At 73.0% G+C, this 20360-nt stretch carries 12 protein-coding genes; 5 read left to right on the top strand and 7 right to left on the bottom strand.

Features of this window, described 5'->3' with window-relative positions; translation table 11 throughout:
- Complete coding sequence (locus tag PYR91_RS17155; protein WP_279780852.1) at positions 1 to 375, bottom strand: STAS domain-containing protein; 375 nt, start codon at positions 373 to 375, stop codon at positions 1 to 3.
- A gap of 306 nt (positions 376 to 681) precedes the next feature.
- On the opposite strand from PYR91_RS17155, the gene PYR91_RS17160 reads away from it, so the two are divergent.
- The gene (locus PYR91_RS17160) at positions 682 to 1359 is read left to right on the top strand and encodes a sulfotransferase family protein (protein WP_279780854.1); all 678 of its coding nucleotides are present in this window, start codon (positions 682 to 684) and stop codon (positions 1357 to 1359) included.
- 100 nt (positions 1360 to 1459) lie between these two features.
- Here PYR91_RS17160 and PYR91_RS17165 read toward each other — a convergent pair whose 3' ends face one another.
- The 4 genes from PYR91_RS17165 to PYR91_RS17180 form a co-directional block, all read right to left on the bottom strand.
- Positions 1460 to 2470 carry a sporulation protein gene (locus PYR91_RS17165; protein ID WP_279780856.1) on the bottom strand — a complete coding sequence of 337 codons (1011 nt, stop codon included), beginning with the start codon at positions 2468 to 2470 and terminating at the stop codon, positions 1460 to 1462.
- Between the two features lie 487 nt (positions 2471 to 2957).
- Positions 2958 to 4238 carry an FAD-dependent oxidoreductase gene (locus tag PYR91_RS17170; protein ID WP_279780857.1) on the bottom strand — a complete coding sequence of 427 codons (1281 nt, stop codon included), beginning with the start codon at positions 4236 to 4238 and terminating at the stop codon, positions 2958 to 2960.
- A 140-nt stretch (positions 4239 to 4378) separates the two neighbouring features.
- Positions 4379 to 5635 (bottom strand): cytochrome P450, encoded by a 1257-nt coding sequence (locus tag PYR91_RS17175; protein ID WP_279780858.1) that lies wholly within the window; start codon positions 5633 to 5635, stop codon positions 4379 to 4381.
- Positions 5636 to 5772: 137 nt separating this feature from the next.
- Complete coding sequence (locus PYR91_RS17180; protein ID WP_279780859.1) at positions 5773 to 6711, bottom strand: DUF1996 domain-containing protein; 939 nt, start codon at positions 6709 to 6711, stop codon at positions 5773 to 5775.
- A gap of 512 nt (positions 6712 to 7223) precedes the next feature.
- Here PYR91_RS17180 and PYR91_RS17185 point away from each other — a divergent pair.
- On the top strand, positions 7224 to 9425 hold the full coding sequence (locus PYR91_RS17185) for a discoidin domain-containing protein (protein WP_279780860.1): 2202 nt from the start codon (positions 7224 to 7226) through the stop codon (positions 9423 to 9425).
- 111 nt (positions 9426 to 9536) lie between these two features.
- On the opposite strand, the gene PYR91_RS17190 is transcribed toward PYR91_RS17185, so the two are convergent.
- A complete protein-coding gene (locus PYR91_RS17190; RefSeq protein WP_279780861.1) occupies positions 9537 to 10541 on the bottom strand; it encodes a LacI family DNA-binding transcriptional regulator in 1005 nt (334 codons plus the stop codon).
- A 94-nt stretch (positions 10542 to 10635) separates the two neighbouring features.
- The gene (locus tag PYR91_RS17195; RefSeq protein ID WP_279780862.1) at positions 10636 to 13098 is read right to left on the bottom strand and encodes a glycoside hydrolase family 3 C-terminal domain-containing protein; all 2463 of its coding nucleotides are present in this window, start codon (positions 13096 to 13098) and stop codon (positions 10636 to 10638) included.
- A 256-nt stretch (positions 13099 to 13354) separates the two neighbouring features.
- Here PYR91_RS17195 and PYR91_RS17200 point away from each other — a divergent pair, with 256 nt between their 5' ends.
- The 3 genes from PYR91_RS17200 to PYR91_RS17210 all read left to right on the top strand — a co-directional run bounded on the left by PYR91_RS17200 (position 13355) and on the right by PYR91_RS17210 (position 20360).
- Positions 13355 to 16375 (top strand): discoidin domain-containing protein, encoded by a 3021-nt coding sequence (locus tag PYR91_RS17200; RefSeq protein WP_279780863.1) that lies wholly within the window; start codon positions 13355 to 13357, stop codon positions 16373 to 16375.
- Positions 16376 to 16516: 141 nt separating this feature from the next.
- Positions 16517 to 19957 (top strand): LamG-like jellyroll fold domain-containing protein, encoded by a 3441-nt coding sequence (locus tag PYR91_RS17205; protein WP_279780865.1) that lies wholly within the window; start codon positions 16517 to 16519, stop codon positions 19955 to 19957.
- Between the two features lie 184 nt (positions 19958 to 20141).
- Positions 20142 to 20360: a hypothetical protein gene (locus PYR91_RS17210; protein WP_279780867.1), complete on the top strand. Its 219-nt coding sequence runs from the start codon at positions 20142 to 20144 to the stop codon at positions 20358 to 20360.

The following is a 20360-nucleotide window of genomic DNA, read 5'->3' on the forward strand; positions in this document are numbered from 1 at the left end:
TCAGACGAGGTGGCGGGTCGCGGCGCTCTCCAGCGGGCCGCCGGCCAGCGCCGCCGTCACGTCCGCGTAGATGTCGAACATGGCGTCGAGGCCGGTGATCTGCAGGATCTTCCGCGGCGTGGGGCAGAGGCCGCACACCGCGCAGGTGCCGCCGTTGCGGGCGGTCCTGCCGCAGGCGCCGATCAGGAGCCGCAGGCCGGAGGAGTCGATGAAGCTCATCTCTGACAGGTCGAACAGCAGCCGGGGGCCGGGGTGCTGCTCGAAGGCCTCGTCGATGTGCTTGCCCAACTGGGACATGCCGTTCCTGTCGACCTCGCCCACGATGGTGATCACCGTGAAGTCGTGACGGCGCTCGCGGCGTACCGTCAGCGACATGTCGGCCCTCCCGTCTGTGGCGCCCGTTCCGGTCAGTCTGTCCCTCGTGGTCGTGCCCGCACAAGGGCACGCGTCGAGGGAGTGGCGACCACCCGCCCGGCCGGTGCCCGGGGGACGGCTGTGACGGAAGGTCTGACCGGGCCCCCGGGACGCGGTGAGCGCGCGGACGGCCGTCCGTTCCGCTCGTACGTGTCTCCTTGACTCCCCGGTGGGAATGAACCTTGCATGGATCGGCATGTCACCGACCCGCCCGAGCGGCACGAGACCCCCGGTGGGAGGTGGTGACCGGTCGGACGGGGGACGCACATGCGGGTCATAGGCGCGGGATTCGGCCGGACGGGGACGCTATCCCTCAAAGTGGCGCTGGAGACGCTTGGATTCGCCCCCTGCAACCACATGACGGAGGTGATGCGGCGCCCCGACCTGATCAACGCGTGGCTCGACATCGCCGAGGGAAGATCCACCGACTGGGACGCCGTGCTTGGAGACTTCGACGCGACGCTCGACTGGCCCGCCGCGGCCTACTGGCGTGAGCTCGCCGAGCACTACCCCGACGCGAAGGTGCTGCTCACCGTCAGGGACCCCGAACGCTGGTACGAGAGCATGCGCGCGACCATACTCCGGCGGCCCCATCTGAAGGCCGGTCGCTTCAGGCGCCTGGCCATGGCGGTGCTGAGCCGCCGCGGCGCCCACTTCCGCACGTTCGCCCGCATGGCCCGCACCACCGTCGTGGAGGGCGTCCTGGGCGGGGAGACGCGCGACAGGCACCGCCTCATCCAGATCTTCCAGGACCACGTCCGCGAGGTCCGCGACACGATCCCGCCCGACCGCCTCCTGGTGTACGACGTCCGCGAGGGCTGGCCCCGCTTGTGCGCCTTCCTCGGCGTCCCCGTCCCCGACATCCCGTTCCCCCGCCTGAACGACAGGGAGGCCTTCCAGCGCCTCTCCCGATCGCTGACCCACGGCCCTCCCACCACCCCGTGACCGGCCGCCGTGAGGACGGCGCGGCGGTCGCCGGGGAGGCGGCGTCGCGTACGGCGGCCGGGAGCGTGGCCGGGCGGGCAGGCGGTCGTGGCGGTGGGTTCTACCAGTCGCCGCCGCCCTCGTCCTCGCCCTCGAAGGCGTCGCCGATCTCGTCGGCCACCTCGGCGGCGACCAGGCCGCCGACGACTCCGGCGGCGCCCGCCGCGGCGACCGCGCCCAGGCCCGGGCCGCCGCGATGGTGGCCGTGGCCGTGGTGGTCGTGCTCGTGGTGCGGCCCGCCGTAGTGCCCTTCCCCGTAGTGGGCCTGGCCGTGGGCCGCCGGTCCGGCCGAGTGGCCGTGGCGGCCCGCGAGGCCGTCCAGCCAGCGGCCGATCTCGGCCGTCCAGTCGATGCGCAGAGCCTGGTCGTGGGTGACCTGGAAGCGGCCGAAGGAGTCGTGCCCGGACTGGAACATGCCGCCGCGCTTGTCGGCCTCCAGGATCACCTCCAGGCCCTCGGGGTTGGCGACGAACGTCAGCTCGACCTCGTTGACCTGCCCGGCGTACTGGCCGGGCGGGTAGAACTCGATCTCCTGGAAGAACGGGAGCCGCTGGTCGACCCCGAAGAGCTGCCCCGCCTCGAAGTCGGCGCTCTTGAAGTGGAAGCCGAGCCGGGAGAACGCCTGCAAGACCTGGTCCTGTGAGGGCAGCGGCACGATCGCGACGGGGTCGAGGTCACCCTTGTCCACGGCCTTGGCGATCGCGAGCTCGGTGCGCACGCCCACGGCCGAGCCGCGCATGGGCCGGCCCTGGATCTCGGTGATCGGCGTCTCCCACGGGACGGCGAACTGGAAGGGGATGTTCTGCTGCTCGCCCTTGCGCAGGGAGAACGGCCCGGCGACCCGGGTCTGGAAGAACTCGGCGGTGCCGGCGTGCTCACCGTCCCCGACCTCGCTCTCCACCCGGGTGACCAGCCCCAGCGCGACGTACTCGATCTCGGAGTCGACGTCGCCGCCCTTGAGGCGGACCTCACCGGCGAGGACCCCGCCGGGCTGCACCTGCGTCGTGGCCAGGACGGTGTCCACCGAAGGACCTCCGACGCCCAAGGCTCCCAGCAACCGTTTGAATACCACGGCTTCCCTCTCCCGATGTGTCCGTGTGATCCGACCTCTGAGCAACGATCAGCTCCGGGCCCGGGTTCCCCCCGCGCCCGCCGCCAGCCAGTGTGCCCCAGCCCCCTTCCCGACACGCGAGATACCGGCGACTTCCCCCCCGTGGGGCCGGACATCTGACGGGACGAACCCGATGACACCGCCCCGAACACCAGCGGACCGCCCAGCCGCAACCGTGCCACGTACCGGCGTCCCGGGTATGGGGGACGGCGTGCGGGTGGGTTCGCGGCCGGTGGCTCATGCCGTCGCACGTACCGGCGTCCCGGGTACAGGTGACGGCGTGCGCGTCGGTCCCCGGCCGCTCGCCACGAACAGGTTCGCCCGGTGTCAGCGCCGCGTCGGTGCGTGGTGGTGCGGCGATTTCGGCGCCGGTTACGGCGGCGAGCCGGTCGATGCCGGTGGGTACCGCACGGTGCGGTGACGGGCGCGCGTGGGACGACCGGAGCCGTCAGGCGGCCGCGGGGGTGGAGCGGAGGAGGCGGCGGATCTCGGTTGCGGCGGCGCGGCCGGCGCGGTTGGCGCCGACCGTGCTGGCCGACGGGCCGTAGCCGACCAGGTGGAGGCGGGGCTCGGCGATGACGCGGGTGCCGTCCATCAGAATGCCGCCGCCGGGCTCGCGGAGCCGCAGCGGGCTGAGGTGACCGAGCGCCGAGCGGAACCCGGTGGCCCACACGATCACGTCGGCGGGGAAGACCCGGCCGCCGGCCCACGCGGGCCCCTCGGGCGTGATCCGGTCGAACATGGGCTGCCGGTCGAGCGCGCCCTTGTCCAGCGCCTCGCGCACGACGGACGTGTAGCCGAGGCCGGTGACGCTCACCACGCTCTGCGGCGGGAGCCCGGCGCGGACCCGCTCCTCCACCGCCGCGACGATGGCCCGCCCCTCCTCGGCCCCGAAGTCGCCCTCGCGGAACTGCGGCGGCCGGCGCGTCACCCACAGCGTGGCCGACGCCACCCCCGCCACCTCCGACAGCACGTGCGCCGCCGAATGCCCGCCGCCCACCACGACCACCCGGAGCCCCGCGAACTCCGCGGGCCCGCGATAGCCGGCGTAGTGCAGCTGCCTGCCCTCGAAGAGCGCCGCCCCCGGGTAGAAGGGCCAGTGGGGCCGCGTCCAGGTGCCGGTGGCGTTGACCACCGCCCGCGCCGCCCACCGCCCCGACGACGCCGTGACCAGCAGACGTCCTTCCGTGCCCCCGTCCGCCACCCCACCGCGACCGCCTTGGGCGTCCCGCCCCCCCTGGGCCGCACCGGCGAGCCGGCCCCCCGTTTCCTCGGCCGAGCCGTCCGCGACGGCTTCATCCGCGCGGGCGAGCCGGCTCACGCCCAGGACCTGAACGGGACGGAGCACCGGCAGCTCCAGCTCCCGCTCGTAGCGGGCGTAGTACGCGGGCACGACCTCGGCCACCGGGCGCGTCCCGTCGGCGACCTCGGGCAGGCGGACGCCGGGCAGGTCGAAGATCCCGTGGATCTTGTCCATGGTCAGCGTCGGAGACCGGTGCCGCCACGCTCCGCCGGGCCCGTCCCCGGCGTCCAGCACCACGAACGACGCCCCGAACCGCCGCAGAAAGTACGCGCTGGACAGCCCCGCCTGCCCGGCCCCGATCACCACGACGTCGACGTCGACGTCCCCGCCGCCGGGGCCGGGCCCGCCGGCACCGTCAGCGAAGCCCCCGCCACCGGACCCGACCGAGATGTTCACGCCGATGAACAACCATCCCGGGCCCGCCATGCTTCCCAGGACACCGTCAACCGGACACCAGGTGAGCCCGAGGCCCGCCCGCGTGCCGTGAAGCGGAGAGCAGGTTCACGTTCTGCGTGCCGCCGGTCACCGGCCGGAACAGGGCATGAGAGCATGAGGGCGGCAGCCGCTCACCAGGTGAGGACCAGCTGCTCCGGCGACCGGTGGATCATCGTGGATCGCATGAGGACGGTGTGGCCGGGGGCCAGGCGGAGACCGGGAAGCCGCCGCGTCAGCGTCTCCAGGGCGATGCGCACCTGCTCCCGCGCGAGCTGCGCCCCCGGGCAGGCGTGCGCCCCGTGCCCGAACCCCATGTGACGCACCGGCGCCCGGGTGATGTCGAAGACGTCCGCACGCTCGAACCGCGCCTCGTCCCGGTTCGCCGACCCGAACGCCACCAGCACCGAGGCGCCGGCGGCGAGTTGCGTCCCCGCGAGCGTCACCGGTCTGGTGGTCACCCGGTGGAACGCCTGCAGCGCGGTGTCGTGACGAACGGCCTCCTCGACGGCCGCCGGAATCATCGCGGGACGAGCGCGGAGCAGCTCCCACTGCTCGCGATGCCGCAGCAGATGCAGAACGGCCGTCCCGATCAGCGCCGTCGTCGTCAGATGCCCGGCGAGCAGGAGGTTCTGCAGGTTGGACACCACCTCGGCGCGCTGCTCGGCACTCATCTCGCCGGACCCGGGAGCCAGCGCCCGCACCATCTCGGTGCAGACGTCGTCACGAGGCTGCTCCCGCCGCCGCCGCGCGTACCCGTCCAGCAGGTGCTGCAACGCGACGACGTCCCGCGCGGCCCGAACCTGCTCCTCCTCTTCCAGCGGCACGAACAGCAGGTCGACCGCCCGCCGGCTCCACCCCACCGCCAGCGGCACGTCGGCGGTGTCGAGCCCCATCACCCGCCCCACGACCTCCCCGGCGAGGACCTCGGCGAAGTCCCCCATCAACTCCACCCGCCCGGCCCCGCCACCCGAACCGCCGAGCCCGGCACCCGGCCCCCCGGGCCCTCCAGCCGTGAACCCGTCGACAAGCGCCTCGGCCCGCTCGGCGATGAACGGCACCACGGCGGCCACCCGCGCAGCGGAGAACCCCCGCGTCAACGGCAGCCGATACCGCCGATGCTCCTCCCCGTCGGCCGTGACGACCGTACGAGCCCCCCCGACGCCCCGCCGCAACTCCGCCAGGGCGGCGCCCCCCGGCACCACGTCCGCCCGCAGAGCCCGCGCCGACGAGAAGACCTCCGGCCGCCGCAACACCTCCCGCGCATCCCCGAACCGACTCACCAGCCAGGAGTCCAACTCGGGCAGATAGGTGAGGCCCGGCGTCTCGCGCGCTTCGGCGTAGACGTCATAGGGCTCACGCCGGACCTGATGCCACTCGCTATCCGTCATCAGTGTCTTTCCAGGAGGGATCGGTCATCGACATCCGCTTGGAAAGGCAGGGTAACCGACGATCATCCGCCGGTCGCCGGACGTGAAGACGCACCCCGGCCGTCGGAGCGGACGACCGGGGTGCCAAAAGCGGGAGGTCAGGACCTGGGGAGTTGGTAGTTCTCGTCGAGGGCGGCGCCTCGGTGGGGCTTGTACTGGTCGTAGCCTCGCGAGTCGCACTGGAGGCCGCCGTTGATGCAGTGGCGGACCAGGGCGTCGAGCGTGGGGGGGTCCCAGGCGTTGAAGAAGTCGTAGTGCCAGGTGTAGCCGCGGCCGCTGGCCAGGCGGACGGTGGACATGTCGCCGCTGACGGGGAAGGCGATCTTGAACTCGATCATCGGGACGACGGAGGGGTGGGTGGAGGGGCAGCGGCCGTTGACCGGGTAGGCCATGTGGCTCTTGTGGTCGGCGCTGTCGAGGTCTCTGCCGTTCCAGCAGCTCGGGGCCTGGAAGCGGACGTTGAGCTGGGTTCCGGCCGGGCAGTTGGCCGGGAAGTCCCAGTTGAAGGCGCTGTTGCCGCACTCCCAGCCCTCGACGCGGCCGGGGTGGTTCTGGAACTCCGACTGGCTCGCGGTCGGGCTGCCGACGACGAAGCGCAGGCCCTGGGGGAAGGAGCGGACGGTCGTGTAGTCCTGGACGCCGGACTTGTAGTACACGACCTGGCGGAAGTTGGGCAGGATCATCTGGCTGCCCTTGTAGACCGAGGGGAACCAGTAGGCCGACTTGTCACCGGGGACGGTGCACGCCGTCCCGCCCGCGAGCAGCGAGGACGTGGTGCTGCTCGCGTTCGTGGTCGTGTTCCCGAGGAACGTGTGCATGTGCGAGGCGCCGGGCAGGCCGGGGTAGATGATCGGGTCGTCCGGCCGGTTCACCGTGGGGTTGCAGTTGGCCTGGAACTCGTGGTGGCTCACGTAGTCGTCGGCCGCCACGGCCGGGGACTGCTGAGCATGGGCTCCTGTGGTGGCACTAGCCACCAGGGCGAGGGCCGCGAGGCCGGTCGCCAGGCGGCCGGCCGTTCGCGTGAGCGTGCGTGACACGGTCTCTCCCGTCTGCGGGGGGCTGGTCGGAGAGTCGGGGGGGCGGGTCCTCGGCAGGGCCGGCGGGACCAGGGGCGTGGGACGGCGGGGCCGCCGACGCGACGGAGGGCTGGAGAGCGCTCTCCCTAGAGGGTTACGCCGATGTTTCGCGTCTGTCAACCGGTTCTTCACATCTGATGGGTCGTGCGGGTGCGAACAGGGAGTCCCTCGCGAGAGATTCCATGTCAGAGCCCTTCGCTGAGGGAACGGGATGATGACAACCACTCTGACGTGCGCGGATGGCCTTCTGTCACGTGCCAAGGGCGAGTCGGGGGGCGGCGCGGGGCCGGTGACCGGGGGGCCGGGAGGGGGTGGACGTGTTTCGGCCGTGTGAGCAGCGCGTTTCCAACTCGGCGGCGGGGGAGTGTTGACAAGGACCGGCACAGCGGACACTCTCTGCTGGAGAGCGCTCTCCCTTTCCTGTCGCCACCGTGTGCGGCGGCGGGCACCCCCCATGTCTTAAAGGAGAGGCCGTGCACCCAACTCGCAGTCCAGGCCGGTACAGGATCGGCCTGCTCATCGCCTCGCTGGTCGCCCTGGTCGTCCCCGGTCTGACCGTCGTGAGCCCCGCCGCGGCCGGCACGGCGCCGTCGAGCAGCGGGTCCGCGTCCTCGGCGGCGGCGGCGTGCGGCACGGCCAACGCCGCGCAGGGCAGGCCCGCGACGGCGTCCTCGTCCGAGGGCGCGGGCACGCCCGCCTCTGCGGCGTTCGACGGCGACACCGGCACGCGGTGGTCCAGCGCGTTCAGCGACCCGCAGTGGATCCAGGTCGACCTCGGCAGCTCACAGGAGATCTGCCAGGTCGTGCTGAGGTGGGAGAGCGCGTACGGCAGGGCCTTCCAGATCCAGGTGTCGGCCAACGGCTCCACCTGGACCCCGGTGTACACCACGACCACCGGCGCGGGCGGCGTGCAGACCCTCGCGGTGTCCGGCACCGGCCGGTACGTACGCATGTACGGGACGGCGCGCGCGACCGGTTACGGCTACTCCCTGTGGGAGTTCGCCGTGAACACCGGCTCGGGCACGCCGAGCCCGGCGTGCGCGACCGACTTCGGGCCCAACGTCTCGGTCTTCGACCCCTCCATGCCGGCCGCGACCATCCAGGCCCGGCTCAACTCGGTGTTCGCCGAGATGGAGAGCAACCAGTTCGGCCAGCAGCGCTACGCCCTGCTGTTCAAGCCGGGCACGTACAACGTCGGCGCGAGGGTCGGCTACTACACGCACGTCGCCGGGCTCGGCATGTCGCCCGACGACGTCACCATCAACGGCCCGGTGATGGTCGACGCCGGATGGTTCAACGGCAACGCCACCCAGAACTTCTGGCGCGCCGCCGAGAACATGGCGCTGCGGCCGAACGAGGGCTACAACCGCTGGGCGGTCTCCCAGGCCGCGCCGTTCCGCCGCATGCACGTGCGCTCCGACATGCAGCTCGACGACGGCGGCTGGTCCAGCGGCGGCTTCATCTCCGACAGCAAGATCGACGGCCAGGTGCGGTCCGGCTCCCAGCAGCAGTGGCTGACCAGGAACAGCGAGCTGGGAAGCTGGTCGGGCTCGGTGTGGAACATGGTCTTCACCGGCGTCGCCGGCGCGCCCCCGCCGAACTTCCCCAACCCCTCCCACACGGTGGTGGACCAGACGCCCGTCAGCCGGGAGAAGCCGTTCCTGTACGTCAACAGCGCCGGGGCGTACAACGTGTTCGTGCCGTCGCTGCGGCAGAACACACGCGGCGCGACGTGGACGTCGGGCCAGACGCCCGGCTCGTCCCTGCCGCTCGGCGACTTCTGCATCGCCAGGCCCGGTGACACGGCCGCCAAGCTGAACGCGGCGCTGGCCTCGGGCAAGCACCTGCTGTTCACCCCCGGCGTCTACCACGTCGACCAGCCGCTGAGGGTCACCCGCCCCGACACGGTGGTGCTCGGCATCGGGCTGGCGACGATCATCCCGGACAACGGGACCATGGCGTTGTCGGTCGCCGACGTCGACGGCGTCAAGATCGCCGGACTGCTCATCGACGCGGGCCCGGTCAACACCCCGGTGCTGGTCGAGGTCGGCCCGGCCGGCTCGTCGGCGAGCCACGCGGCCAACCCGACCACGCTGCACGACCTGTTCGTCAGGATCGGCGGCGCGCACGTCGGCAAGGCGACCACCAGCGTGGTGGTCAACAGCCGCAACGTCATCGGCGACAACCTGTGGCTGTGGCGCGGCGACCACGGCACGGGCGTCGGCTGGACGGTCAACACGGCCGACACCGGCCTGGTCGTCAACGGCTCCGACGTGGTCATGTACGGCCTGTTCGCCGAGCACTACCAGAAGTACCAGGTGATCTGGAACGGCGAGCGGGGCCGCACGTACTTCTTCCAGAACGAGATGCCCTACGACCCGCCCAACCAGGCGAGCTTCATGAACGGCTCGACGCTCGGCTACGCGGCCTACAAGGTCGCCGACTCGGTCACCACCCACGAGGCGTGGGGGCTCGGCAGCTACTGCCTGTTCCTGGACGACACGAGCATCGTCGCCGAGCGGGCCTTCGAGGTGCCGAACAGGTCGGGTGTCAGGCTCCACAACATGGTGATCGTCTCGCTGGGCGGCGTGGGCACCATCCGCCACGTCGTCAACAACACCGGGGGTCCGGTGAACGCCGCCTCCCAGACCTACTACCTCACCGGCTACCCGTAACCACGCGGGCCGGCCCCGCCGAGCGCGGGGGCCGGGTCGTCGAGGGCGCCGAGGCCCGGGCCCCCCCGGTGAGGGCGGCGGGGCCCGGGCCTCGCGGCGGTGGACGTGCCCTCAGGAGGAGTCCCGCACCACCAGGGACGGCTCGAAGATGACCGAGGTGACCGGCCTGCCGGGGTCGTCGACCCGCTCCATCAGCATGCGGGCCATCTCGCCGGCCATGTCCTCCACCGGGTGGCGGATCGTGGTCAGCGGCGGCCGGCTGGCGGTCGCCGCGCTGCTGTCGTCGAAGCCGACCACGGCGACGTCCCCGGGCACCCGGCGGCCGTGGTGGCGCAGCACCTGCAGGGCGCCCTGGGCCATCAGGTCGTTGGCCACGAAGACGCCGTCGACGCCGGGATGGTCGGCCAGCAGCCGCTCCATGGCGATCTCGCCGCTCTGGTGGGTGAAACCGCCCTCGACGCACGGCACGTACGGGAAGCCGTGCGCGGCCATGGCGTCGCGGAAGCCCGACAGCCGGTCCTGGCTGGCGGGCACGTCGAGCGGGCCGGCGATGGTCGCGACGCGCCGGCGGCCCCGGGCCACCAGGTGGTCGGCGGCGAGCTTGGCGCCCGTGCGGTGCGCCACGTCGACGTAGCTGATCGGCAGCGGCGTGGCCGGCCGGGCGAACAGGACGGCGGGCAGCGAGGCCTCGACCAGCATCGCGGGCAGCGGGTCCTCCGAGTGGGTGGAGACCAGCACGGCGCCGTCGGCGTTCCCCTGGCGCAGGAACGCGATCACCTGGGCGCGGGCCTCGCGGGTCTCGGCGAACATCAGGATCGGGTGCACGCCTCGCGGGCGCAGGAAGCCGACCACGCCGCCGGCCACGCGGCCGAAGAAGGGGTCGGCGAAGACCTGGTTGTGAAAGGGGTTCTCGCCGCCGTCGGTGCCCGCGCCCGAGACGATCAGGGCGATCGCCCCGGTGCGGCGCGTGACCAGCGACCTGGCCGCCCGGTTGGGGACGTACCCGGTGTCGGCGACGGCCCGCCTGACCGTCTCCTGGATCGCGGGGTCGACGTTGCGAACGCCGTTGATGACGCGCGAGACCGTGGCGCGGGAGACGCCCGCCGCGCGAGCCACGTCCTCCAGTGTCGGGGATGCCGAAACAGGGGGGCGACCTTCGCTCATGTGGCTTTTATAGCACGGCGGGAGAGCGCTCTCCAGATCCCTGGGGTCACACCGGCCCATCCGTCACGACGGTGGTGCCCGTGACCAGCGGCACGTCGGCCGCCGAGCGCCCCGCCAGGACGGTGACCGGCCCCGGCTCGTACGCCCAGGCGTGCCGCTCGGCGTCCCAGTGGCGCAGCGCGCGGGCGGGCACCTCGACCGCCACCTCGACGGCCTCGCCCGGCCCCGCGACGGCGCGCGCGTGCCCGGCCAGCCGCCGTGCGGTGCCCGGGCCGCCGGCCGGCTCCAGGTACACCTGGACGACCTCGCGGCCCGCCCGCCCGCCGGTGTTGCGCAGCCGCACCCGGACGGTGAACGGCTCGCCGGCGACGACCCGGGCGGGCGCGGCGACGCCCTCGTACGCCCACGTCGTGTACCCCAGGCCGTGGCCGAACCAGTACGCGGGCGGCTCCTGCTCGCCCAGCCACGCCCGATAGCCGATGAGCGGGCCCTCGGCGTACTCCAGCACCCCGCCGGACGGCGTGGTGCCCGCGAGCGCCCGGCCGGCCCACGTGGTGGGCAGCCGCCCGCCGGGCTCGGCGGCGCCGAGCAGCACGTCGGCGAGGCCGCCGCCGTACTCCTGGCCGGGGAACCAGCTCAGCAGCACCGCGGGCACCTCCTCGCGCCACGGCAGGTCCACGGGCCCTCCCGCGTTGACCACCACGACGGTGCGCGGGTTGGCCGCGGCGACCGCCCGCACCAGGGCGTCCTGCTCGCCGGGCAGCGACAGGCCGGTGCGGTCGTAGCCCTCGCTCTCGCTCTCGTCGGTCGAGCCGACCACCACGACGGCCACGTCGGCCCCACCGGCGAGCTCGACGGCGGCGGCCAGCTCCTCGGCGTCGCCCCGGCGCGGCGGGTCGGCCGCGAGCACCGAGGCCAGCCCGGTGCCGGGGTCAAGCCGCCGCGTGGCGACCAGCTCGACGTCCCGGCCGGCGGTCAGCTCCAGGTCGGCGTACCGGTAGGGCGGGTGCAGGTGGACGGTCGCCGGGTCGTCGGTGTCCCGCTCCACCTCCTCCTCGAGCAGGGTGCGGCCGTCCGCGGCCAGCGACACCCGGCCCCACCCGGCCACCGCCAGCCGCCAGGTGCCGCCGACCGGCGGGCACAGCCATGCGCGGATCTCCACCGCGGACGCGGCCTCTGCCGTCGCCGGCTCCAGGATGCGCCCGGTCAGCCGGTGCTCGGCGTGCAGCTCCGCGCCGTCGGCCGACAGCAGGCGCACCAGGACGCCCGGCTCGCCGCCGCGCGGGTCGCGGGCGTTGCCCAGGCCGAGCGGGGTGGGGTGGCCGGTGGTGTGCACTCCGGCGGCGTGAGCGACCTCGGCCCTGCCGGCCAAAGCCTCGGTGACGCCCTCCAGAGGGGTGGTGACCGAGACCGGGTACACCCCCGCGCTGCCCCCGCCCTGCACGCGCGGGGTCGCCGCGTTGGGGCCGATCACCGCGACCCTGCGCAGCCGGCCGGCGTCCAGGGGCAGCAGAGACCCCTCGTTGCGCAGCAGGACGGTGCTCGCCGCGACGGCCTCGCGCAGCAGCACCCGCCCGCGCTCGGCGTACGCCGGCTCGACGGGGACCGCGGGCGCCGCGGCGGCGAGGAAGGAGCCGGGCGCGGGGTCGTCCGGGCAGAGGGCGCCGACGCGGGAGGCCAGGCGCAGCAGGCGGCGGACCTTGTCGTCGACCGCCTCCTCGGGCACCTCGCCCGCGCGCACCGCCTCCACCAGCGCCTCGCCCCAGGGCCCGTCGGGGCCCGGCATGACCAGGTCCTGTGCGGCGCGCGCGGAGGCGGCCGTGGACCGCACGGCCCCCCAGTCGGAGATCACCAGCCCGTCGAAGCCCCATTCGCCCTTCAGCGGCTCGGCGAGCAGCGGGTTCTCGGTCATGGTGGCGCCGTTGACCCCGTTGTAGGCGGCCATCACCACCCAGACGCCGGCCTCGACGGCGGCCTCGAACGGCGTCAGGTACACCTCCCGCAGCGTGCGCTCGTCCACACGCGCGTCGAGCGTCAGCCGTTCGGTCTCGGAGTCGTTGGCCACGTAGTGCTTGGCGGTGGCGGCGACCCCGTGCGCCTGCACGCCCCTGATGTAGGCGGCGCCGATGCGGGCGGTGAGCAGCGGGTCCTCGGAGTAGCACTCGAAGTGCCGCCCGCCCAGGGGCGAGCGGTGCAGGTTGATCGTGGGCGCCAGCAGCACGTCGACGCCCTTGCGCCGGGCCTCGGCCGCGAGCAGCGCGCCGAGCCGCCCGACCAGGTCCTCGTCCCAGCTCGCGGCGAGCGCGGTGGGGGAGGGCAGGGTCAGGGAGGTGCTGCGCTCGTCCCATCCCTGGCCGCGGACGCCGACCGGGCCGTCGGAGGTGACGATCGGGCGCAGGCCGATGTCGGGCTCGGCGTGGGTGCGCCACGCCGTCCCCCCGGTCAGCAGCCGCACCTTCTGGGCGAGGTCCAGCTTGCGCACCAGGTCGTCGTACGCGTCGTCGGTCACTCGGAGTCCTTCCGGGTTGGAGAGCGCTCTCCCTCCGGCCTAGCGTCACCGCCCCGGGCGGGGATGTCAATGGGGCGCCGGCGGCCGCCGGGAGGGCGTCGGACGCGTTTCCGTCGGGTGAGCGCCCGGTTTCGGGCAGGTTGCGCGGTGGTCTTGACAGCGATCGAGCCGCGGGTGCACTCTCCATTCGGAGAGCGCTCTCCCTCCGTCTCCGGTCACCGTCCACGGCCGGCACCCCCCGCACCGAGGAGAGAACGTGCATTCATCCCGCAGCCCGGGCAGGCTCCGCGTCGGCCTGCTGACCAGCCTTCTTGTCCTCATCGTCGCGGCGGGCCTGGCGGTGGTCACCCCCGCCACGGCCGCCGACACCCTGCTGTCGCAGGGCAGGCCCGCGACCGCCTCCTCCACCGAGGGCGCCGCCTACGGCGCGTCGGCCGCCGTCGACGGCAACCTGACCGGCACCCGCTGGGCGAGCGCGTGGAGCGACCCGCAGTGGATCCAGGTGGACCTCGGCGCGACGGCGACCATCAGCCAGGTGGTGCTGACGTGGGAGGGCGCCGCCTACGGCAGGGCCTTCCAGATCCAGACCTCCGCCGACGCGGCCACCTGGACCCCGGTGTACGCCACCACGACCGGCACCGGCGGCGTGCAGACCCTGTCGACGCCCGGCTCGGGCCGCTACGTGCGGCTGTACGGCACCGCGCGCGGCAGCGGCTACGGCTACTCGCTGTGGGAGTTCCAGGTCTACGGCAGCTTCGGCACGACGCCGACCCCCACCCCCACTCCCACTCCCACGCCCGGGAACTGGACCGAGCTGTGGAGGGACGACTTCGACGGCCCGGCCGGCACCTCGCCCTCGGCGGCCGGCTGGCTGCTGCGCACCGGCACCCGGTACCCCGGCGGCGCCGCCAACTGGGGCACCGGGGAGGTCGAGACCATGAGCGCCTCCACCGCCAACGTGTCGCTCGACGGCGCCGGCCGGCTCAACATCCGCGCCATCAGGGACGGCTCCGGCAACTGGACCTCCGGCCGCGTCGAGACCCAGCGCACCGACTTCGCCCCCCGGGCGGGCGAGCAGCTCAGGTTCACCGCCAGGCTCAAGCAGCCGGACGTGGCCAACGCCATGGGCTACTGGCCCGGCTTCCGCGCGACCGGCGCCGCCTACCGGGGCGACTACAACAACTGGCCCGGCATCGGCGAGACCGACATCATGACCGACGTCAACGGCCGCAGCCAGCTCTCGCAGACGCTGCACTGCGGCACCGCGCCCGAGGGCGTGTGCAACGAGTACAACGGCCGCACCAGCGGCCTGGCGTCCTGCACCGGGTGCCAGACCGGCTACCACGAGTACACCCAGATCATCGACCGCACGAAGACCGACGAGGAGATCCGCTTCTACCTCGACGGCCGCCAGACCTGGGTGGTCAGGGAGAGCCAGGTCGGCGTCGCCGCCTGGCAGGCCGCCGTCCACCACGGCTTCTACCTGCGCTTCGACCTGGCCATCGGCGGCTCGCTGCCCAACGCCGTCGCCGGGTTCACCACCCCCACGCCCGCCACCACCTCCGGCGGCGTGCTCAGCGTCGAGTCGGTCCAGGTGGCCAGGAGCACCGGCACGGTCCCGTCCGCGATGACCGACCCGGCCACCCCCGCCGGCCCGAGCACCGTCCGCGTCACCGGCACCCAGGGCAACTGGCGGCTCGACGTCAACGGCGCGCCGTACGAGATCAAGGGCATCACCTACGGCCCGCCGCAGGCCGCCGCCGACGGCTACATGCGCGACCTGAAGGCGATGGGCGTGAACACCATCCGCACCTGGGGCGTGGACGACACCCACACCCCGACGCTGCTCAACCGGGCCGCCCAGCAGGGCATCAAGGTGATCGTCGGCCACTGGCTGAACCAGGGCGCCGACTACGTCAACGACACCGCCTACAAGAACAGCGTGAAGAACGAGATCGTCGCCCGGGTCAACGCGCTCAAGGGCCACCAGGGCGTGCTGATGTGGGACGTGGGCAACGAGGTCCTGCTCACCATGCAGGACTATGGCCTGCCGGCGGCGGAGGTCGAGGCGCGGCGCGTCGCCTACGCCAAGTTCGTCAACGAGGTGGCGGTGGCGATCCACGCCGCCGACCCCGGCCACCCGGTCACCTCCACCGACGCGTGGGTCGGCGCGTGGCCGTACTACAAGGCGCACACCCCCGCGCTCGACCTGCTGGCCGTGAACGCCTACGGCGCGATCGGCGGCGTCAGGCAGGCGTGGATCGACGGCGGGTACACCAAGCCGTACATCATCACCGAGGGTGGCCCCGCCGGCGAGTGGGAGGTGCCGAACGACGTGAACGGCGTGCCCACCGAGCCGACCGACCTGCAGAAGCGGGACGGGTACACGGCGAGCTGGAACGCGATCAAGGCGCACCCGGGCGTCGCGCTCGGCGCCACCGAGTTTCACTACGGGCTGGAGAACGACTTCGGCGGCGTGTGGCTGAACACCCTCACCGGCGGCTGGCGGCGGCTCGGCTACCACGCGCTGAAGCAGGCCTACACCGGCCAGGCGTCGGCCAACACCCCGCCGCGCGTCACCTCGATGACGGTCGGCTCGCAGACCGCCGTCCCCGCGGGCGGCCAGTTCACCGTCGAGACGGCGGTGACCGAGCCCGAGGGCGACCTGGTGCGCTACAACCTGATGTTCAGCGACAAGCACGTCACCGGGAACCGGGGCTTCAGCCACGTCCGCTTCACCGAGACCGCCCCGGGGCGGTTCACGGTGACCGCGCCGCAGCAGATGGGCGTGTGGAAGGTGTACGTCTACGCCTTCGACGGGCACGGCAACGTCGGCATCGAGCAGAAGTCGTTCCGCGTGGTGGCGCCGACCCCGCCGGGGACCAACGTGTCGGCGGGCAGGCCGACCACGGCCTCCTCCTACCAGGCGGTCGGCGACGGCGGCGCGCCGTTCACGCCCGCCAAGGCGACCGACGGCGACTACTCCACGCGCTGGGCCAGCGAGTGGAGCGACCCGCAGTGGATCCAGGTCGACCTCGGCGCGACCACCGCGGTCAGGCACGTGCAGCTGGCCTGGGAGGGCGCGTACGGCAGGGCGTACCAGATCCAGACGTCCACCGACGGCGCGAGCTGGACGCCGGTGTACACCACCACGAGCGGGGACGGCGGGTTCGACGGCGTCGACGTGAACGTCTCCGCCCGGTACGTCCGCGTCGACCTCACCCAGCGCGCCACCGGCTACGGCTACTCCCTGTGGGAGTTCGGCGTCTACAGATGACCCTCCGGCGACCCCGGAACGGCCGGCCCCGCGCGTCCAGCGGGGGCGGCCGCGGCCGTGATACCGCGGTGAAACCAGCGCTTCCTATGGTGCCCGCAATCGACGCCACCCCGGGGGTCCGAGTAAGTCCGTGAGGTAAGGATGGTGGTCCGTCTCCCGCGCCGTAGAGGCGCACGCGGAGGGTCCCGCTTCGCGCGCCCGTTCACGGTCGCGCTGCTCTGCTCCGCATCGCTCGCCACCTTCCTGGTGGCCCCGCCGCGCCCCGCCGCGGCCGACCCGTTCCCGCCGCCGGTGATCCGCGACGAGTCGATCGCCATGTCCGAGGCGCAGCGGCTCGGCGTTCCGGTGGAGATCCTCTCCGGGCGCAGTGAGACGGCGCGGTTGTTCGCCGAGCCGGACGGCAACCAGCGCCTGGTCGTCACCGCCCGCCCGGAGCGTGTGCTCAAGGGCTCCGAATGGGTGGACGTCCAGCCGAACCTGGTGCCGGTGGACGGCGGCGCGGTCGAGCCCGAAGCGTCGGCGGTCGGGGTCACCTTCTCCGGGGGCGGAGAAGGGCCGCTGGTGCGCGTCGTCGAGGACGGCGTGACGCTCGCGTTCACCTGGCCCACCCCGCTGCCGGCGCCGTCCGTCGAGGGCGCCGTCGCCACCTACGCGGACGTGATCCCCGGCGTGGACCTCAAGATGTCGGCCGACGTCGACGGCTACTCGCAGGTGCTGGTGGTCAAGACGCCGGAGGCCGCGGCCCGGCCGGAGCTGGCCGAGCTGCGGGTCGGCTACCAGGTGACCGGCGGCGGCCTGTCGATGGACGCGGCCGGCAACATGACCCTGGTCTCCGGCGACGGCCAGGTCAAGCTGCACGGCTCCACCCCGCAGATGTGGGACTCCACCGCGACGGAGGACGGCGGCGACCGGCTGGCCGGCCCGCTCACCGGCGACGCGGTCGGCAGCCTGGCCGCGCGGCTGGAGGACGGCACGCTGGTGCTCACGCCCGACCAGGAGTTCCTGCGGGCTCCCGGGCTGACCTTCCCGCTCTACGTCGACCCGCCGATGCACGGCGCGGGGCGGCTGGCCTTCGCGTACGTCTCCAAGCACTTCGCCTCGACCAAGTACTACGGCACCAAGGACGTGGCGAAGGTCGGCTACTACAACGACCCCCGCGTGCCGCGCGGCCCGACCCGGGACACCTACCGGTCGTTCTTCCGCATGAACACCGCGGGGGTGAACGGCAAGCACATCATCAAGGCGACCTTCCGTACCTTCGAGACGCACTCGTGGTCGTGCTCGGCCCGCGCCGTGCAGCTGTGGCAGACCGGCGCGATCGGCACCGGCACCACCTGGAACTCCCAGCCGTCGTGGCGACGCCAGGTCGCCTCGGTGAACGCCGCGAAGGGGTACTACTCCAGGTGCGGCGACGGCGGAGTGGACTTCAACGCCACCTCCGCGGTGGTGGAGGCCGCGTCCAAGGGCTGGCCCAACCTGACGCTGGGCCTGCGGGCCGCCAGCGAGTCCGACACCTTCGCCTGGAAGAAGTTCCGCAACAACCCCAGCCTGGAGATCACCTACAACACCACGCCCAACATCCCCGACCAGCGCTCGTCGGAGATCGGGGCGAGCCTCGGCGTGCCGTGCGCGACCGGCGACGCCCGCCCCTACGTGACCACGGCCACCCTGACCCTGCGCGCCCGCGTAAGCGACGCCGACGCGAACAAGGGGCAGACGGTGCGCGCCCACTTCGAGTGGTACAACGGGTCCGCCAAGGTCGGCGAGCGGTACACCGCCTACGTGGCCTCCGGCACCCCGGTCACCGCGCCCATCCCGGCCGGCGCGTTCCCCGACGGCGCGCGCGTCACCTGGCGGGTCCGAGCCCAGGACGGCGTCGCCACCAGCGGCACCAGCGACTGGGCGCCGTCGTGCGAGATGACGATCGACCGCACCAGGCCGGCCAACTCCCCGGTGGTGGCCTCCGCCGACTATCCCGAGACGCCCTCGGGGGGCGATCCGGTGCCCTCCGGCGGCATCGGGCGGATGGGCACGTTCACGCTCACCCCCGGGCCGCTGGACAAGGACATCGGCAGCTACCTGTACGCGCTGAACAGCGACTCGCCGGGCGCGGCCGCCTCGGTCAGCGCGCCGGCGGGCACGGCGACCATCAAGGCCACCCCGCTGCGCAGCCTGCTCAACGTCCTGTACGTCTGGAGCCGTGACAAGGCCGGCAACATCGGCCCCTACAAGCGCTACGAGTTCAGCGTCCGGGCCGGAACGCCCGCCACGGGGCACTGGAGGATGGACGAGGCGACCGGCACCCGGGTCGGCGACGCCTCGGGCAACGGCAACGAGGCCACGCTGGCCGAAGGCGCGGTGTGGGGCAAGGGCCGGGTGGGCGGCGGTGTGCGCCTCGACGGGACCGGGGCCAGGCTCGGGTTCGTCAGGGAGACGCCGATCATCCGCACGGACGCGAACTTCACCGTCTCGACCTGGGTCCGGCTGGACGACAAATCCGTGACGCGCACGGTGATGAGCCAGGACGGCGTCGACCGCAGCGGCTTCGCCCTTCAGTACAACCAGCCGCTCGACCGCTGGGCGATGACCATGCCCTCGGCGGACAGCCCCAGCGGAGGCGTCACCTTCGCCACGGCGAAGTCCGACGCGCCGCCACGGCTCGACAGCTGGGTGCACCTGGGCGCCAGCTTCGACGCCGCGACCCGGCTGATCACCCTCTACGTCGACGGCCGGCCGCAGGCGGCGACCGCCGTCCACCCCAGCCCGTGGCACGCGACGGGCAAGTTCGCCATCGGCAGGGGCCCGTGCTGCTCGGAGCCGTGGTCGGGCGAGGTCGACGACGCCAAGGTCTGGGACCGCGTGGTCTACCACGGCGACATCGCCAACGGCGCCGCCCGCCCGCCCGCGCTGACCGGCCACTGGCGGTTCGACGGCGCAGGCTCCGTGGCCGGTGACTCCTCCGGCGGCAGGTGGGACATGCGGGCTTCGGGGGAGGCCTTCTCCTGGACCGAGGGGTGGATCGGCGGCGCGGTGCGCTTCAACGGGCCCGGCACCCGCTTCGTCACCATTCCGCCGAGGCTCATACCGCCGAACTACCCGCCGCCGGTGCCGTCGCCGGGCGACCACCCCCAACTGCCCACCGACGCGTCCTACACGGTCGCCGCGTGGGTAAGGCTCGCCGACAAGCTCGACCAGCGGACCGCGGTCAGCATGGGAGGCGTCAACCAGGCCTCCTTCCTCCTGCAGTACTCCAAGGCCCACGACCGGTGGCGGTTCACGGTGCCCGTCGCCGACACGACCACCGCCGCCCACGCGGGCCCCGTCTCCGACGATCCGGCCGAGACCGGCGTGTGGACGCACCTGGTCGGCGTGCACGACCGGGGGAGGGGCGAACTCAAGCTCTACGTGGACGGCACTCACCAGGGCACCGTCGCGTCGACCACGGCCTGGAGGGGCCACAACAACGTGATCATCGGCCAGGGTCACAACGACTCCGGCCAGTGGCTGGGGGACGTCGACGACGTCCGCGTCTACAAGGGCGTGCTGAACGACGACGAGATCTACGACCTCGCCGCGCAGTAGGCCGCTCGTCGTGATGCGGCGCGCGGTGCCCGGGCGGCCGAGGGGGGCCACCGGTCGTCCGGCGGTATTCACTTAGGGCAGCATCGCAAAGGTCCTCCGATTCTCTGGGGGACGACGCGGAAACGACACGCACGTCACGGCTCCACTCCGCCAAGCGGTGCTCACGCGACATCAGGGGAGACAGATGAGGATCATCAGAAGACTGCTGGCCACGCTGACGCTGGCCGGAACGCTCATGGCGGCGGGCGCCGTGCCCGCGTCGGCGATCGAGCTGCCGCCGATGCCGACGCCCACCCCCACGAAGTGCCCGCACGTCAAGCCCAAGTGCGACAGCCACTGGATGGAGGGCGGGCCCGGGGACGGAACCGGCGGCGGGCAGGGGGGCGGGGGAGGGCAGGGCTAG

The sequence above is a fragment of the Sphaerisporangium sp. TRM90804 genome (genome assembly GCF_029846175.1).
In the GTDB taxonomy this organism is placed as follows: Bacteria; Actinomycetota; Actinomycetes; order Streptosporangiales; family Streptosporangiaceae; genus Sphaerisporangium.